The organism is Paenibacillus pabuli, from assembly GCF_039831995.1.
Classification (GTDB): domain Bacteria; phylum Bacillota; class Bacilli; order Paenibacillales; family Paenibacillaceae; genus Paenibacillus; species Paenibacillus pabuli_C.
On sequence record NZ_JBDOIO010000001.1, the window covers coordinates 103,924 to 121,123 of the forward strand.

Here is a 17,200-nt window from a genome sequence, read left to right on the forward strand (position 1 = left end):
TCTTGATAGTTGCCACATAAAATTATAAAGGGGTTACAACAATATGAGTAATCAATTACCTTACTTCCGAGCAGTTCCGGGTACAACACGTGAATTAATTTTACCTGATACAGGTAAAGGATTTATCTATAAAAAGTATACATTGCACTCGGTTGTACGACCTGATAAAGATTATAGAGTTACCGAAGAGTGTACAGGTTACGGTTGTGTTCTATGTAAGACAGCTTATGACGATTACGACAATCTTGTCAAAGAGTTGGACGAATGGAAATTAGAGGCCGGACCTGGTGTTGGAGAGACCGAAATGGAGAACGAATATCATGTACGTGCCAATAAACTTCCTGTATCTCGACCACGTATACAGTACCAGGTATTAGCTGTAGATGCAAAGATAAAGACTCCACTAATTTGGAAGCTAACAGAAACTGCATTTGAGGATAAATTTTACCCTGCATTTATTAAAGCACTCCGTGGAAGTCAAAGGTGGGCAACTTTGAGTGTTCGAATCCCTCATGGAAATATGCCATTTGTCGTAAAAGACATGATTGTTATGAAAGCACCTTTTAATTGTGATTTAACTGAAGAAGAACAAAATACTATTCTAAAAAAGATTTCAGATCACGTATTTCACTAAGTTGAAGGGGCTAAACGACATGACAGAAATAGAAATGTTCCTTAATAGGAAGTTAGCTATCCAATGTGAAACTGAAGATGAGGCCATCGAATTGTTTAGATGGCTTGTACATAAAGGTATTATTTGGCGGACAGGTGATCCATTAACCGAGACAAACTGGGATTATCAGTACAAGGAAAAGACTGCATACTCGTTAATCACAGGTGGACTCTCATTTTACGACGCTGAGATATTGAAGCAAGAGATAGAGGTTGTCAGATATGTGGACATTCCTAAGGATCAGCTATTTATTGAGATTGAATCCCTTGAGGATACTATATCATTTGATACGCTTTCGGCTAAGTATGCAATACACTGTCGCACAAAGAATGAGAGTGTTGAACTCTTCAAATTCCTGGGACAGCTTGATGTCAGGCAATCTGCAAGTTGTAGAAGATGTGACGAAGATGACACTCTATGGGATCACTTCTTCCGTGAGAACACCGTGTATGTTGTGGCCAATAAAAGTAAACTCTACTGTATGGAACTGAGTTTGGCTCAAAGATTCGGGTACAAAATAATAGATGTGAGCGACTTCTCAATGGAACATCCAATTAAGTCCTAAATTGTATCAATAAAAGACCCTCATTGAACGTATTGTTCTGTGAGGGTCTTTTTAAATCATAAAATAATCGCTATGATTAAGTTAAGAAGATTGAAAAAGGAATGAAAATATGATATGATAGAAGGTGTTGTATGATTAGCGTGGCAGAAAGACCTACTAAAGATCGGATAACAACTGAAGATGAACTTGATTTAATTTACAAAGTAAAATCCGGTGATGACGACGCATTTAATAAGCTGGTTAAGGCTCATATCGGATCTATAACTAAAGTCTGCAAAAGTGTAAGAACTTTACACGGTACAGACTACAACGATAAAATGCAGATTGCACTTTTAACATTTTACGAAACTATTATCAATTTCGATCCGGATTCTGGTAACCGTTTGATGGCTTATTCTTATAGTAACATTAAATTCAAGTTGTTGAATTATAATCGGGACACTGCAAGGTTAGTAAGACTTAGCCGACCACAGATAAATGCACTAAATAAGTTTGGGGTAGCTTATGAAGAAGCGTGTAAGCAATTTAATCGTGACGTTTCTTTTCAGGAAGTTTCTGATATCACTGGGATTGATTACAACGACTACATAACAGCCTCAAGTTTAAATAGTCCGGACCATTTAGACAGGGTTATGGCTAGCAGTGAACGAGAAACTGCTACACTTGCGGACATGATCCCTGGAGTTTACGACGAGTATGCTGATTTCGATCTCTATGATGCTATCGCGAGTTTGAAACCGCTCGAGAAACAGGTTATAGTTCTTACTTATTTTGAGAATAAGACTCAGAGAGAAATTGCGGAGATAACGGGATACAGTCAAATGCATATCTGCCGAGTAAAGAATAAAACTCTACTCCTTCTTAAGACTCGTCTCGAAGGTAAAGGGTTTTAAGGGAGTATTCACTATACATAAATCTGATTTAAGGAGAATGCCACTTGGAGAATAATGAAACTGGTAACGAGTTATCTGACTTAGACAAGACTGGGACTGAAAGTGAAGAATCATCTACGTCTGATGAAAACAGTGACACAGATAAAAGCTCTAAGATGGAAAGAATTTACGCAGCATTTGACGAAGGTATTGATATTAAAGACATCGCTGAAGAATTTGGACTACGTGTCTCGACTTTACGGACATACAAGACAAATTGGAAGAACAAGCGTGAGCCTAAGCAGCTTAATCACTTAGGAATACCTAAAATCATACCTGTCAAACGTGACAAGGGCAAGTCTGGTATAGTGGAAACTATAGATACCGGTGAACCTAAGAAAGAACCTGTAATTAACGAAGTAAAAGAGCCAGTTGCAGGTGTAAGTGAAACACCTCCGGTAGTTGAGGACAAACCTGTAACGGAAAAACGTACAGAATTTCCTAAGCATCGGGATTTAAGTAAAAATACGATTATGTTGGTCGATATTTACTTAAACTGTGGAACTATCCTTAAAGAATGTGCTATATTCGATGATAAGAAGAACGAACCACTTTCCAGGTTTGATGATGTTATTGAAAAATTCAACTCTAAGCCATATATAACATATATCAAATATCGTAATCGAAACTTGATTGGTGAACTACCTCTGAGTGCTGTGGAAAGATATAATATCATTAAAGCTTAAATTCAAAATAGTTCCTCCTATGGAGGGACTTTTTTATTTCTTTAATACATCTACTGAAGTATAACAGGTAGGATAAAACAGATATAGTTGAGCAATTACGGAGGTTCGTAATGTTATATGCAGGTGTATTCGAATTTTTAAAGACGGCAAGTAATCCTAATACGATGACCAATTTTGTTAGAAGCCTTGACGGTAAAAGTGCTAGTGTATTTTTTGATCTTGTCGCGATGTCGGACAGCGTCAATGCCGAAAGATGGATTGACATTTATAATCAGGAAGCTATCAAAGGTAGTTTAAATGCCTCTATACAGAATCCTTTAAATTAATATGGTAGTTAAGGTAAATTTAGTGAAAGTGGGGAATGTACATATGCGTAGGAATGTATGTGTAGGTGATACTCATTTATCTCAGCGTTTCGAAACTTTTGGGTACCGAAAGGATAAACTACCTGAGTATATTGGGAACTTTCGCAAAAATTTTCCTGAGTTTCGTGATAGATTAGTCGAAATTTATACTGAACTTGATCAACGTGAAGTGTATTATTTTAATAGATTTTACAGTAACAGTTTTCATATCTATCTCGTTCAGGATACCGTTGTCGAGTGTGCGGATATTTTCAGGAAGATCATTCCTGAGTTAGGGTTAAATCCCTCATATATGCAGATTCTCAGCGAAGGAACCGGGAAGGACTTTGTACCTTCACATAATCAAAGATGGACATATGAGACACGTCCTATCGTCGAAGCTATGATGCATACCAAGGCTATACTTCGAACTCTCCTTGGAATTGATATCGATAAAATTAAAGATCCTCAGCTAATTCATCTGTTGTATCCTCTATACCCTATTAGCTGATTAGGAGGAAATTAAATGAGACTTACGTACGAAGAACTACGCGAAGATGATCCTTATACGGGACGAGAAGAATATCGTGCAGGATACCTACGTCTAGTATGTAAAGACGAGCAGGAGTTTTACAGTGCCTGGGATAAGATTAAATCTATCGAAGGTGTTATATGGAGTGGGTGTCCTGATGAAAGTACTGGCGAGTATAGCGATATTATTGTCGAGGTTAAAAGAACACCAGCTATGACAATTGCAGATGTCAAAGAATGGATTAAATATTATCGGGAACAGGTTAAAATTGCATTTAATTCATAAAGACCTCGCTGAAACGGCGTGGTCTTTAGTAGTTTACATGTAATATGGGAGGTAGTCATTTAATGAGAGATTACATTTGTTTTGATGAAAATCATCAGTATATACGACCAGGCGATAGGGTTCAGTTCATCGACTCCTATGGAAACTATGTATATGGAACTGCTACTGGCGACTCTGAAGATGAAGATACACTTATTGTTAGGCTTGACAATGGAAAAACTATCGAGTTCGAGATTGATGAAGACGGTTTCTGCTTTCAAGTCACGAAATAGACGCACTTTGATATACAACAATAAAAATTAGGAGGTTAATTATGAATATTGGATCCGAAAGTTCTGGTATCGCTATTAATGGTCATGTGGGCACATGGTACGTTATTGATCGTTCCAATTATAGAGGTGTAAAGGTATTCCTGCTTGAGAGCGAAGTTTATGGCGAAGACGCGGCACACATTATCGTCACTGCTGACGGGCAGATAGTTGCTGAAGACGTATATAACGGATTCTTGGATCTCGAATACGAATAAGAAAAATCCATACATTTAATATCTATTATACACGGAGGGTAAACCTTATGCATATTGATGTGATTCGTGATTCAATGATAACTGCTGTAGAGGATATATCAATCTCTGAGCATTTCGACAAAATTGTATTACTTGACATCGTTGAAAACATAGTTGATTACTTCAGAAAAGGTGAACATCTACCTCAGTTTTTTGAGTTTTGGGGCGATAGTTGGAGTGCACCTGGTGTTGCACTCACATACGAGCCTGACAGTGTGGCATTGGATATAGCACACCATTACGCGTATACTAAAGGTGTTGGTCACGGGTACACTGAGGTTTTAACTATGCAACCTGTTGATCTCGAAAGATTTCTTGAAAACTTTCACGAGTTCATCCAGGTACACGTGATATTGCTGTAGCAACTTGGTTTGATTTATTGTACCATCTGTGGTATAATAAGGAAGTAAAATTATAGCTAAAAGGAGTAACGGATATGTCTACATATATTAATATTAACGCTATCACAACTGAACGTCCCGAATTTAACGCTCCGGAATCCCTTCCGACTGAGCGTTTTTCTCGTGAACTTAAGTTGAATACGTTTAATATTAATCATAAACGAATGACATGACGTATTTCCTTGGATTATATAGGAACTAACGACCGTCCCTCGTAATGAGGGGCGGTTTTTTATTTGCAAATTTCGATTATAGGTGGTGATCGGTATGGAACCGGGTCCTGAGATCAAAATAAAAAGTATTTTACGAAAAAACTGCGAATATCGCGGTCTTCTTAAGTGATGTCATAAACTGTCGCAAAATAAATAAAAAGTCGAAAATAGTTGTTGACTTAAAGGTGTAAGGATGATAAGATATAAGTGTAAGGAAGATGATACCAAATAAGGAAAGAAATACAATATCTTATAAGGATCCTCTTAGTTGTCAGTTTAACGTCCGATGGATTAAGGTTGAGCATTATAAACAATTCATTGGAGGTATATAATGAGTGAGACTGGATATAAACAACCTTACCTGATATTCATCGAAGAGACGCCTGTTTACGTGCATGAGAAAGCAGGACTCCGTAGATGGTTCAGTGATAATCATTTAGAGTACAACGGTGAGAATCTTTTAAGATATCGATATGAGAATATTCCGGCTAGTGATAGCGAAATACAATTGGTATCTACCGGGCTATTTAAGCTAACTTTGAAAGACATGACACATTCTGCTGTTATCAGTTCTTCACGTTTAGGTCATGAGGATTTAATATTCTTTTCTGCTTTCAATGGTCAGTATCCCTTCTATAGTGATTCTTATCATGTTAGCGGCAGTTTAAATGACGAAATATTTTCAGCTGCAGTTTGCTTAGTCAATATTGTACTTTGATCCAATTATCCCTCTATAGTTGTCATTTTTAATTCTTTTGGATTAAAAATAAAGGAGGGAAATATATGAATGTCACGTTTCAAATCAACAACTATCCTAATCTCGTGTTTGATATCATTTTTAAAGAGGTACCTGTACCTGATCAGGATACGTGCATCAGAATTAATGAGAGACTCCATGACTATAATTGGAATCTGATCGGAACTTTCGATGTAGTTTATTTCGGAGACATTGATTTTGAAATTTATCATATTGATGGTAACAATGTGTATATGAATGCTGTAAGTTCCGAAGTTCATATGTACGACCAGATTTAGCGATACTAAGATGGACTTTCTATTATATGTTTTAATTTATCCAATTTCTATCTAGCAAACTAGGTAGGGACAGGATATAACTGAATAAATTAATGATATAATAGGAGGTTCATTTATGGAAGTACGCGACGAATTTATCGAAGAATTTGGACAAAAAGTATTTGAAGATATATTTTACAATATTTACGGAGACCAATCTGACGATTACATAACAATCTTCTCTCGTCGTTATTCTGATCGGATTAACTCTAGTGGTCATGGTGTATTTCAGTGGCAAGGCAAAGAGGTATCGTTTACTTACCAAGATGGTGATTGGAACGGATCAGAAATCACTGATTATTCTTATGGGGAACTTGTAATTCCTCAGCCGACTAAGACAATTACAATTTTTGTTTTGGATGAACAGCGTGTACTTAATGAGGGTCACAATCTTGAATTCATGCGGGATAAGTTTGAGAATTTACGTGAAGAAATTGGAAAGAAAGAACGTGAATACTCCTATGATAGGTATCATCAGCCTGGACAGTATATTGAGCAGCATTATAGAAACTGGCTGTATGAAAATTATTTAACTACCACTACTAAAACTATTGAAGTCGATTATTAAGTGAGGTGAATATCATGGAAAATGGAAATCTGGTAACACTACGTAAGATTGAAAACTACTTTTACATCTGTAAGTATAAAAAGTACAATTGGGTGTTATCTGAAAATGAGGACTTTTATTGTCTTATTCGTAAGGAGAGCACGTTAACACGGAGTACTTTTAATAGGGAAACTGGAAAATACGATTTCCAATTCTCCGCTGAAGGTTTCGAAGTAATGTCTATACTGGATATCGAGCATATAGTATATGACGGAGATATTCCTTGCATAACACAGGAAAGTTTGCTTAAAGGTATACTAATCGTCGATGGAGAGGTATTACCTGAGAAAGCTATTAATTTTATACTTCATTTTTAATATGGGGGATGCATAAATTGGATATCAATTATTTAATACCTATAGACCATATTGCGGAAGCATACGGAATTTACACTGAAACTCCCGTTAAGTGGTTACTTTCAGATGACAGAGATTTCTATATTCTTGTGCCTTTCGATAATAAATATAGCAAAATACTGTTCGATTATGGGATCGACGATTTTATTCTCGAATTAACCGAAGGAATCGACGAAATTTACTCAGTGCTTTGGTTCGATCAGTTAATCTGCTATAAAGACATCGTTGGAATAACATCTGACAACATTAAAAAAGGTATATTTATGGTAAACAGTCAAGAAACACCGGTAGCTTTGATTAGATCAATTTTAACAAATCAGTTTACTTAAACTTGAAGGTGGTGGCCCTTATGGAGGGTATTGAGGAGAAATACAACTATACATTAATTTCATACACGGCCCCATCGACAATGGGTTAAGTCGCCAACCTTTCAAGTTGGAGTAGAGAGTTCGAGTCTCTCTGGGGTCATATCAGGTAGTAGACAAGCGGTTAAGTCCTACGACTTTCAATCGTATATCGCGGGTTCGAATCCCGTCTACCTGATAAACCTCAGGGGTTGGTCAAGTTGGTTAAGACATCAGCCTTTCAAGCTGAAAACGCGGGTTCGAGTCCCGTACTCCTGATTAAAATAACAGTATGAGGTGTTACTTATGGATACTCCGTATTCTGCTGCAGAATATATGGTTTATATGGAACAAGCTATAGCTAAATATAAATCCACAAAAAGAGAATATGAAGCGATTGATTTGGTGTACATTATCGATAATTATCATACTCCGTTGCATACGCATGACCAGTTCTCACTTATCGTTACTTGCTTCGAACATGCATCTGCATCCTCGCTCGATGTATTATTTAACCGAGGCGTGGTAGGTATATCTGAAAACGAAGGGCATCGTCAAGAAGAATACGAATACCTTATTGAGAGAATTAATTCATTCTACGATAAGTATTCAAGATCGCCTAAGGCGCCTTCACTTATCGCCATGCATGAAGGAGTTTCAGATGTACATCAAATTATTAATGAACAGTTCGGAATTAATGTATAAGAGATTGTGACTCATTGCAGAACGGAGGTAGAATATGAGCAGTTACTCTCCAGAATTTAATCATGTTGTTGATGCAATTAATGATAAAATTGCAAGGTATATTTATGCGGCATCTTACTGGTGGGCTATTCACCCTAATTTAATGGATACAGCTAGACAATACCAGGAGCGATTGTCTGAAGCTAGATTATACCTAGACGAAGCGAGATTAATGATATCATTATTGCCTCAGGGTGATGTTAAGGATTACGGTGTGACACATTCTATGGAAGAATTACGACGTGAAATATTGGTTCATTTGGACCGAGTTGGATCACTTATGTCTGACCATCAGAAAAGATAAATATATAAGTTATTGGAGAGTACCTGGGAAAGTCACTTTGATGAAAGTCTGCATAACATCGATTACTCTCCAGTAACTAAATAATTTTAATAATGCAGGGGTATAGCTCAGATGGTAGAGCGCGTGCTTTGGGAGCATGAGGTCGCAGGTTCAAATCCTGTTACTCCTATAATATTAAACCCTATTCTATTGGAGATGCTCCAATTAGAGTGGGGTTTTTTAGTCTTTAATTATTCGTAAACATTATAATACAGTGATTTAATGGTATTAGGATAATTGGACAGTCTTTAAATATGACAAAAAGCTGAAGGAGACTTAATTAATGAGACTTAAATATTTACAAGCACTCTCAAATATTTCGGATCATCTCGATAACATACTAAATGAATTTACAAATGATAGCACGTATGGTGCCAAGTTACTTCGGCACTGGGATATCGGACCAGATAATTTAGATGATATCAAAGAAGAAAAGGAAGCAATAAGATACCTGATCGGATGTCAGCATGGTGTTGTGCATCATGAAAACGCCACAAAACCTTCAGTAGAAGTGTTTAATCGACTATTTACACGAGAGTTACACTATCTTGGTAAAGTATACTCCTGCACTAAGTATAATTATCGGCATCATAACTCGGATCTTATTCAGAAGAGATACCTTGCATGCAATCATTATTTACACCAGGTATCTTTACCTGAGTGGTATGCTAAGCTGCCTGATGAAATTCTATCTCTAGATAATATGTACCCTAGTAGATAGGGTAACTATTCCTGGGGAAAACAGCTATCAATATAATTAAGTTAGGGTAGAAAATTAAATTTGGGAGTTGACTTGTATTGCATAAAATTATTGATAGATTCAATATTTATCCTGGTGGTAGTAATACTTCTATGAATAAGGATAATGAAATTTACTATACAGCTAAAATTGGTCAGGAACCGCCACCGGACTGGGATGTTCACCATTACCTCGGTGGATCAGTCTCTAGTTTTATGACGCAGGAATTGGACATTACTTCTGAGGTAGTTATCTTCGATAATCAGTGTATACGCGTAACACCTGTGGCACCTATTGAATTCTCTGAAATCATCGAGGGAACATCGAATAGTATCATTGGGCATCTATATTCACGTGGTATGGCTGAACATCTCATTGATAATATACTCGTGGATCTTAAATTCAACTATGGATATCATTCGAATAAGTATGAAGACTGCGTTTTACTAACGTCATCTGGAAGTTCGCTACGTCTCGAATATAACGACTATACTAAATTCGATATGACTAAAATTGTTGATCATCCTGGATTTATTACACAGTATTTCGAACAGAATTACGGTGGAACTCAGACTTTGCAACACATCCTCGGAACAACTTCATTGAAGTTGGATCAGGATATGACAGATCCACTGCGCACTGTAATAACTCTCAATGATTTCAGCGAATCTATCAGACTTAACTCGAATAAAGTTGAGTTTAGGTTGAATAATTTGGATTGGTTAGCGGATGTCGAGTCTATCTTTGAAATGCTGGGTGTTGCAGCAGATTATAGTAAGCGTCCTTATAAGGAAGAGTTGGATCTATTGTTTGTAGGAAGGTTTGTTATTGATACTATATCTAACGTCGCCGCTCATAACTATAGAGATTATTCTCGTGTGCACGTAGTTAAATTTGAGGGAATCGACTTTCCTTTCGTTGTTCCCCAAGGATACACCGAAGGTTTAGACATCTAGTATTTCAACTGAAAATTAACAAGGAGGATTACAATGTTCGATACTTATGCAAAAATGTTCCAGGATAATGGACCCTTCACAGCAGGAGAAATTGTTTGGGTTAGTCAGATGTTCCCTGATAATAACAGTATTCTCGTACGCAAGATTTACCATCCACATGTCTCATTGGAAATTCCTATGGACTACGCAATGCCGAATGAAGGTTACCGTGTACTGGAGAGTGAGTGGTTTGGGCTACCTGTTGGAACCGGTGTGCTTGAATTTTTGGAGAACGTCAATAACGAGGAAGTTGTAGTTGCTTATAAATTTAACGGGATACCTGTCGCTTATTTTGACGGGGATAACTGGGTAAATTATGACTAATAATACCGTTATTGTGGAAATCAACGTAGACTTAGGTATGGGATTAGTTTACACACGGACTCCTGTTGCAATTGTTCCTTATCATGGTAATGTCCAAGCTGTACTTGACGCATTTTATGCCAATCGGAATACAAATCAATATGACAGCGATTACCCTCGGTATGAGACTTTTGAGGTTCCTGTTATTCAGGGGGCAAATAATGGACGACTCGTTTATTAAAGAACAGTTAGCGAGAATTTTACTGGAAAATCCTGAGATTATGCAAGATGCTATTGCTCGGATGCTATCTCAAGGTGAGATAGAGATTGACATATTTAAGTACACTAGTTACGACTCTGATGTCATTAAACTCGATATCAGCGTAGGTAATCAGCAGGTATTTACTAAGCAATATGCAATATGAAAATAAGCCCCTCGGGGTTTATTTTTATGTAAAAGTCTATATAATAAAAATGGGTGCATTTACCTAATTATTTTTAACTAAAATTAGCAATTTTATTAAAAAACCGGTTCTATAAGAGTCTACTTCATTATAGAAAAGTGAAAGGATAGGATATCCTTTGAGAATGCAATTTTAAGAAAGTTGCATTGTAAATAGAACTATCATAAGATAGTCTATTTAATTAAATGAGTATAAGGAAAGGGGATGTTTAACGTGAAATGAGCGAGGGGTATCACAAAAAACTAAATAAATAAAAAAGTGAGGAAACTAACTGTGCAAGACACAACAATTAACGCATCTACTACAGGTACAATTAGTAATTCAGTTGGTTACGAGCAACAGCTACGTCGTGACCAAAACCCATGGCAATTGGTACGTTTCGGATTGCTATGTATGTTGCCTATCGCACCTACTCAGGTTTGGGCTTCCGCACATGCTGAAAGTTTTGGTATGTCAGCATTGGTTTATGTTATCGGAGCACTTGCGATGCTATTCACGGCACTTAGTTACAAGCACATGACTTCGGAGTTCCCTGTAGCAGGTTCTGCTTACTCCTATGTACAACGAGGAATGCATCCTTGGATCGGTTTCCTTGCCGGTTGGTTGATCATTATGGACTATAGTATTATTCCAGGTATGTTGATTAAGTTCTCGACAACTTGGATGTCTGCTATCGTTCCTGAAGATACAGCCTCGATTCTAACCCCGATTATGATCATCCTCTTTGCCGCTATTGTTACGACAATTGTTGCGGTTAACGGTAAGATCGCTAACTGGATCAATAACTTCTTTTTCTTCGGTCAACTTAGTTTGATTGCATTGTTCCTGATTGCAGCATTCAAATTTGTAATCATTGATGGAAACGGTGTAGGACACTTCAGTTTGACTCCATTCTATAACCCGGATACATTTACATTTGCTGGTATTGCTTCTGCAGCAACACTGGGTATGCTCGGTTTTATCGGTTTTGACAGTATTGCTACTCAATCCGAAGAAACTAAAAATGCACGTAAAGTTGTAGGACGTAGTGTAGTGTTGAGTTTGATTATCATTGCATTGCTGTTCTTGTCACAAGCTTACATGGCTTCACTTGTTCACCCTGCTTACACTGACTTGGATATGGAATCTGGTATGGGTTACTTCGATGTAATTCGTGAAGCAGCTGGAGACTGGTTGTACTACGCATTCATCATCTTGGGTGTAATTTTCGTAGGTATTGCAAACGCAGTTCCAGTAATGTCCGCTATCTCTCGTGTATTGTTCGCAATGGGTCGTGACAACGCACTTCCATTCTCTAAATTCTTCAGCAAAGTTAACAGCAAATATCAAACTCCAATGAATGCAACTTTGTTCATCGGTACGCTCTCTGTAATTGTAGCATTTACTTTGTCTTTGGATTTCCTTTCCCGTTTGGTAAACTTCGGAGCTATGTCTACATACTTCCTTTTGAACATTGCAGTAATTGTGCACTTCTTGTTTAAAAAGAAAGACTTCAGCCTCAAAGGTATTCTCAACTACGGATTGCTTCCACTTATCGGCGCAAGCGTCATCGGCTTCATCTTCTCTGGTTTCAACTCTGCTACTTGGACCGTTGGTCTGGTTTGGTTGGCAATCGGTGTAGTTGTATTGCTTGTACGTATGCGTAAATTCAAAGAAGTCCCGCCTATCGCTGCAGATCTCTAATATAATAAATAATTATTAGTGGGTGCAGAAATTTATCTGCACCTACTTTATACAAACCGTCTGGGAGGATGTTTAAAATGGATTTGACTAATAAAATTGCAATTGTCGCGGGTTCTGGTAACCCTGAGGGTATCGGTTTCGCTACAGCTAAAACTTATGTGGAACACGGAGCAACAGTTATGATGATCGACATTTCAGCGGAAGTACATGAACTGGCAGAATCTCTTGGAGACAAAGCTAGAGCATTTACAGGTGACGTATCTCGTTTCCGTGATATGGAACTCATTATTGAAAAAATTATCGCTGATTACGGTCGCATCGATATTGTTGTTAATAACGCTGCAGTCAATATTCCCGGTGATAGTGTGGAAACACCTATGGAACGTTGGGAACTTCACTATAATGTAAACGTTAAATCTCAGTTTATCATGAGTAAACTGGTTATTCCTCAGATGCGTAAGCAGGGTTACGGCAGTATTGTCAACATGGCTTCTGCCAACAGCTTCGTGGCTGAGAAACAGCTTTATGCATATGTAGGAACAAAAGGTGCGGTACGTCAGCAAACTATGGCTGATGCTTTGGATAACGCCCCTTACGGAATTCGAATCAACTGTATCGGACCAGGTCTGGTAAACACTGGTTTCAATGACGAGCATCATGATAAGGTTGACGGTGGTATCGATGAAGTTATGAAACACATCAATGATATCCATCCTACAGGAAAACCGGTTACTGCACAAGAAGTAGCTAACATGGCGCTGTTCTTGGCTAGTGATCTTTCTACTGGATGTATTGGTGGATATTACGCAGTTGACGGCGGATTTGCAATCAAGTAAATTTACTTAGCGTAATGATAAAATAGCTGTCCCTTAGGTGTCGCATTCAATATGGAGTATAAGGAAGAAAGTAAGAATACACTATATTGGAGGAATTTATTTTATGAGCACTTACAAAAAGTATTTCGGGGTCAGCTATTCGTTCACGCTTTCAGTTTTCATTCTGTTTGTATCGGCAATAACCGCAGGTCTCGCATATGCGATGTATTTGCTTGAAGCTCCAATAACTCTACAGTTTACTCAGGATTACGTAATTGCCGGAATGTATGTAGTAGGTGCTGTATGGTACGTATATTACGTAACTAAATCTTTCATGAGATTCAACACACCTGCTGATTCAACTGATATTTAATTCGATTTGATATATAAATCAACCTCTGCCAAAGGAGGTTGATTTTTTACTTAAAGGGTAAATTTAACTGAAGATAGGATCGAAAACTTCGCTTTTTAATTAAGCTAGTGTTCACGTCGTAATCTCAATTGTAGTTTTTAAGAATACTTATATAATTTAACTGGAGGATATTGATATGAAATCAAAACGCTTTTATGTACCTTTCGCGGTTATGGCAACATCAATTTTACTACTTGTCGGCTGTTCCGAATCTAAATTGGCACCTTCTGAGAGTAATCAACCAATTAACAGTGTGACTTCTTCTAGTGATGATCATCATGCTAATGAGAAATCACATGATTTTACAATGCAACCTGAATTGTTGAAAAATGAATTTTTGAATGTACCTGTAACTATTGCTTCTTTTGATACTGATTCTAAATCTGTACACGAAGCAACCGGTACATTCGTTGATTTGAAGGTGGACGAGGAATCTAGCGATTTTAAAGACGACGCAGGTCATATTATTCCTTATCTTGGTTTCAGTTTGGATAATGCTGGGGACAATATCACAATTGAACCACAAAGTTCAGCTATCATTGCGGATAGTACGTTGGAAGATGTCTTAAAGGCTAATGAAGGTAAAACTCCTGAGGAATTGACTAAGGGTTCCGACGAACTATTGGCAGTTATTATGTCAAATGATAATGTACCAATCTCAGCTTATAAATTCACTCAGCTTGAATATTTCAACACTGGTTTTGAGGAATCTAAAGGACTAGTACTAGATGGTAAGAAAGTACTGGTCTACAATCTGCAGTTTAAAGTTGTAACTGGATCATAACATGATTTTCTACCATGTAACACAAGCTGAGAATTTACAGTTAATTTTAGACCTCGGAATACTACCACAACGTAGTAGAAAGTCACAAAAGTTAAGTAGAAAACCTGTGATATTCCTCTTTAAATCTGCAGGTGCAGTAACAGCTGCGCTAGAGAAATGGAAGAAGAAGCCTTCTTACTCTGATGATGTATTGGTAGTTCTCAAACTCGAATTACCCGATAATTTCAATATACATCAAGAAAACTCCGAACTCTACACTACTAACTTTATCCCACCTCAATGTATTAAACATTTCCAATATGAATAATTTTGAATTTAGGAAGGTCGAACGATGGTTAAAAACATCATCAATATAGTAACTATTATTATCGGATCAATTATTATTGGTTGCGCAATGAACTTATTTCTAGTACCTCACCATTTGTTAAGTGGTGGTATTTCCGGATTAGCTCTGATTGCAGGATATTTTACACCTTTTTCAGTGAGTGCCGTATATTTCGCACTTAATTTACCTTTACTTGTAGCTGGGTGGTTCCTTGTTGGAAGAAGATTTATCATCTTCAGTATGACATCCGTATCGACAGTAACATTGGCAGTACAATTTATTCCAGTTAAAATGATTGCAAGTGATCCGTTATTGTCTGCATTATATGCAGGGATACTGATCGGATTAGGTGCAGGCTTCTCGTTTAAAGCTGGTGGATCGAGTGGTGGTTTTGATATTCTCGGTGCAATTATCAGTCGTTATCGAGATATCCCAATTGGTAACATTATTATCGCACTAAACGCTGTGGTTGTACTGGCAATCGGGTATATCAGAAATGATTGGAATATCGCGTTAGCTTCGGCAGTATGCATTTACGTAACTGGTAAGGTATTGAACTTCATTCATACTGAACATGAGAAGGTTACCGTTTATATTGTAACTCAGCGGATTCCTGAAATGACCGATGCATTATTCAAGTTACATATGCGAGGAATTACGCGAATCGATGCATCTGGTGCTTATTCCGGAGAAGAAAGAGATATGCTCATGACTGTCGTAACCAGATATGAACTGGTAGAGGTAAAGAATACTATCATTAAAACTGATCCGGCGGCCTTCGTAAACATCTCCCAAACTCTTGAGGTGCTGGGAAATTTCAGAAAAAGAATAGCTTAATTTTAAAGGCATCCATCTAACACTGATTGGGTGCCTTTTAGTTTATAGATCAACAGAAGGTAAAATATATTATAATATAAGAGGAAATTATCATGTAGATGGGGTGTTATTGGTTGTTTAACAGACAAGATTCTATTTTTCCATTTTCTTCGGCTGAAGATAAACAGATTGTAGTGTTCAAGCAAATTATTAACGAATATATCGCTCAGGGTGACGATGTTCACTATGCAGATTTACGAAACAAAGACAGTAAATTCGCTGGCATAATGTGGCCTTGTGAATTATATTCAAACAATGAAGAAATGGAATATTTCTTTTATAGATTGTCGCGTTTGTGTAAGAATAGGCTGATGAAAATAGATACATCAGGTGAGGTAAATTTCAATCGAACATTTTTTATCATTTCTGACTTATCACAAGCATCGTCTAATGTTATGAATAATATCAGTCATGTAAAAAGGACACTTCTACACACATTACGCAAAGTAAACGTTGTTCTTATTATACCTGATACGGACGATATTGTGAGTCAAGAATATCCGAAGTTAAGTGACTTGATAGTGGAGTTTAAACGGCCGAATAGTTATTGAAATTTAGGGGAGATTAATTATGAGTAATACGCATACGTGGAAAGACTGTGGAGGAACTTATGATAACGACTCATTTATTGAGTTCTTTATTGAATACGGATGGATACTGCGAAAATCAGACGATCATCAAATGAATGACAGATTTTACTTCATCAGTTATTGTCCTTATTGTGGGAAACACCTGGAAATACCACATACACCTGATAATAGTGACAGCTACACTGTAGAAATCTGATTAAACATTGGAAGAAGGTTTTAACATGTCGAGCGTATTTACGCACATAACTCTATTTGTACATGATGGTAAATTACTTGAATTTGATCTGCGACCTGGATTAGGTTCAGCTGAACTTATGGGACGACAATACTCAGGACGGGTAGCAGCTAAGCATAATATCATAGCTGACGAGTTATTTTACGAAGTCTATGTAGTACCAGGATATTTACGAAAACCCACAGGTGCTCCGTTAAGTAACGACGAGTTTATTCGGTTGGCTTGTGGAATTGGACTTTTGATGGATTATGAACGTGAAGTTTATTATCCTCGATTGTATAAACGGATTCAGCAGGATTTCGAGCGTGTAATATAA

26 protein-coding genes and 4 tRNA genes are annotated in these 17,200 nt (G+C 37.3%); all 30 read left to right on the forward strand.

Annotation, left to right across the window (positions count from 1 at the left end):
• Nucleotides 1-43: 43 nt before the first annotated feature.
• The gene (locus ABGV42_RS00650) at nt 44-634 is read left to right on the forward strand and encodes a hypothetical protein (protein WP_347379891.1); all 591 of its coding nucleotides are present in this window, start codon (nt 44-46) and stop codon (nt 632-634) included.
• A 19-nt stretch (nt 635-653) separates the two neighbouring features.
• A complete protein-coding gene (locus ABGV42_RS00655; RefSeq protein WP_347379892.1) occupies nt 654-1,238 on the forward strand; it encodes a hypothetical protein in 585 nt (194 codons plus the stop codon).
• A 131-nt stretch (nt 1,239-1,369) separates the two neighbouring features.
• Nucleotides 1,370-2,131, forward strand: coding sequence for a sigma-70 family RNA polymerase sigma factor (locus ABGV42_RS00660; RefSeq protein WP_347379893.1), 762 nt, complete (start codon nt 1,370-1,372; stop codon nt 2,129-2,131).
• A 44-nt stretch (nt 2,132-2,175) separates the two neighbouring features.
• On the forward strand, nt 2,176-2,856 hold the full coding sequence (locus ABGV42_RS00665; RefSeq protein WP_347379894.1) for a hypothetical protein: 681 nt from the start codon (nt 2,176-2,178) through the stop codon (nt 2,854-2,856).
• 110 nt (nt 2,857-2,966) lie between these two features.
• A complete protein-coding gene (locus ABGV42_RS00670) occupies nt 2,967-3,182 on the forward strand; it encodes a hypothetical protein (protein WP_347379895.1) in 216 nt (71 codons plus the stop codon).
• 544 nt (nt 3,183-3,726) lie between these two features.
• A complete protein-coding gene (locus ABGV42_RS00675) occupies nt 3,727-4,017 on the forward strand; it encodes a hypothetical protein (protein WP_347379896.1) in 291 nt (96 codons plus the stop codon).
• 62 nt (nt 4,018-4,079) lie between these two features.
• Nucleotides 4,080-4,289, forward strand: a complete 210-nt coding sequence (locus ABGV42_RS00680; RefSeq protein ID WP_347379897.1) for a hypothetical protein — start codon at nt 4,080-4,082, stop codon at nt 4,287-4,289.
• Nucleotides 4,290-4,330: 41 nt separating this feature from the next.
• Complete coding sequence (locus ABGV42_RS00685) at nt 4,331-4,543, forward strand: hypothetical protein (RefSeq protein ID WP_347379898.1); 213 nt, start codon at nt 4,331-4,333, stop codon at nt 4,541-4,543.
• 47 nt (nt 4,544-4,590) lie between these two features.
• Complete coding sequence (locus ABGV42_RS00690; protein WP_347379899.1) at nt 4,591-4,944, forward strand: hypothetical protein; 354 nt, start codon at nt 4,591-4,593, stop codon at nt 4,942-4,944.
• A 582-nt stretch (nt 4,945-5,526) separates the two neighbouring features.
• Entirely contained in the window at nt 5,527-5,913 is a 387-nt protein-coding gene (locus tag ABGV42_RS00695) for a hypothetical protein (protein ID WP_347379900.1), read from the forward strand.
• Between the two features lie 65 nt (nt 5,914-5,978).
• Nucleotides 5,979-6,230, forward strand: a complete 252-nt coding sequence (locus ABGV42_RS00700) for a hypothetical protein (protein ID WP_347379901.1) — start codon at nt 5,979-5,981, stop codon at nt 6,228-6,230.
• 115 nt (nt 6,231-6,345) lie between these two features.
• Complete coding sequence (locus tag ABGV42_RS00705; RefSeq protein ID WP_347379902.1) at nt 6,346-6,837, forward strand: hypothetical protein; 492 nt, start codon at nt 6,346-6,348, stop codon at nt 6,835-6,837.
• 373 nt (nt 6,838-7,210) lie between these two features.
• Nucleotides 7,211-7,561, forward strand: coding sequence for a hypothetical protein (locus tag ABGV42_RS00710; RefSeq protein ID WP_347379903.1), 351 nt, complete (start codon nt 7,211-7,213; stop codon nt 7,559-7,561).
• A gap of 67 nt (nt 7,562-7,628) precedes the next feature.
• Nucleotides 7,629-7,700: transfer RNA gene (locus ABGV42_RS00715), tRNA-Glu, on the forward strand.
• A gap of 3 nt (nt 7,701-7,703) precedes the next feature.
• A tRNA-Glu gene (locus ABGV42_RS00720) sits at nt 7,704-7,775 on the forward strand.
• A 7-nt stretch (nt 7,776-7,782) separates the two neighbouring features.
• A tRNA-Glu gene (locus ABGV42_RS00725) sits at nt 7,783-7,855 on the forward strand.
• A 27-nt stretch (nt 7,856-7,882) separates the two neighbouring features.
• The gene (locus tag ABGV42_RS00730; protein WP_347379904.1) at nt 7,883-8,281 is read left to right on the forward strand and encodes a hypothetical protein; all 399 of its coding nucleotides are present in this window, start codon (nt 7,883-7,885) and stop codon (nt 8,279-8,281) included.
• Between the two features lie 34 nt (nt 8,282-8,315).
• Nucleotides 8,316-8,624 (forward strand): hypothetical protein, encoded by a 309-nt coding sequence (locus ABGV42_RS00735; protein ID WP_347379905.1) that lies wholly within the window; start codon nt 8,316-8,318, stop codon nt 8,622-8,624.
• Between the two features lie 96 nt (nt 8,625-8,720).
• Nucleotides 8,721-8,793, forward strand: a tRNA-Pro gene (locus ABGV42_RS00740).
• Between the two features lie 153 nt (nt 8,794-8,946).
• Nucleotides 8,947-9,384 (forward strand): hypothetical protein, encoded by a 438-nt coding sequence (locus ABGV42_RS00745; RefSeq protein WP_347379906.1) that lies wholly within the window; start codon nt 8,947-8,949, stop codon nt 9,382-9,384.
• Nucleotides 9,385-9,461: 77 nt separating this feature from the next.
• Nucleotides 9,462-10,358 (forward strand): hypothetical protein, encoded by an 897-nt coding sequence (locus ABGV42_RS00750; protein ID WP_347379907.1) that lies wholly within the window; start codon nt 9,462-9,464, stop codon nt 10,356-10,358.
• Nucleotides 10,359-10,391: 33 nt separating this feature from the next.
• Nucleotides 10,392-10,721, forward strand: a complete 330-nt coding sequence (locus ABGV42_RS00755) for a hypothetical protein (protein ID WP_347379908.1) — start codon at nt 10,392-10,394, stop codon at nt 10,719-10,721.
• 200 nt (nt 10,722-10,921) lie between these two features.
• Nucleotides 10,922-11,125 (forward strand): hypothetical protein, encoded by a 204-nt coding sequence (locus ABGV42_RS00760; RefSeq protein WP_347379909.1) that lies wholly within the window; start codon nt 10,922-10,924, stop codon nt 11,123-11,125.
• Nucleotides 11,126-11,437: 312 nt separating this feature from the next.
• Nucleotides 11,438-12,847, forward strand: a complete 1,410-nt coding sequence (locus tag ABGV42_RS00765) for an APC family permease (RefSeq protein ID WP_347379910.1) — start codon at nt 11,438-11,440, stop codon at nt 12,845-12,847.
• Between the two features lie 77 nt (nt 12,848-12,924).
• Nucleotides 12,925-13,683, forward strand: coding sequence for an SDR family NAD(P)-dependent oxidoreductase (locus ABGV42_RS00770; RefSeq protein WP_347379911.1), 759 nt, complete (start codon nt 12,925-12,927; stop codon nt 13,681-13,683).
• 103 nt (nt 13,684-13,786) lie between these two features.
• Nucleotides 13,787-14,035, forward strand: a complete 249-nt coding sequence (locus ABGV42_RS00775) for a hypothetical protein (RefSeq protein ID WP_347379912.1) — start codon at nt 13,787-13,789, stop codon at nt 14,033-14,035.
• A 175-nt stretch (nt 14,036-14,210) separates the two neighbouring features.
• Entirely contained in the window at nt 14,211-14,858 is a 648-nt protein-coding gene (locus ABGV42_RS00780; RefSeq protein ID WP_347379913.1) for a hypothetical protein, read from the forward strand.
• Nucleotides 14,859-15,189: 331 nt separating this feature from the next.
• Nucleotides 15,190-16,020 carry a YitT family protein gene (locus ABGV42_RS00785; protein WP_347379914.1) on the forward strand — a complete coding sequence of 277 codons (831 nt, stop codon included), beginning with the start codon at nt 15,190-15,192 and terminating at the stop codon, nt 16,018-16,020.
• A 113-nt stretch (nt 16,021-16,133) separates the two neighbouring features.
• Nucleotides 16,134-16,610: a hypothetical protein gene (locus tag ABGV42_RS00790; RefSeq protein ID WP_347379915.1), complete on the forward strand. Its 477-nt coding sequence runs from the start codon at nt 16,134-16,136 to the stop codon at nt 16,608-16,610.
• 260 nt (nt 16,611-16,870) lie between these two features.
• The gene (locus ABGV42_RS00795; protein WP_347379916.1) at nt 16,871-17,200 is read left to right on the forward strand and encodes a hypothetical protein; all 330 of its coding nucleotides are present in this window, start codon (nt 16,871-16,873) and stop codon (nt 17,198-17,200) included.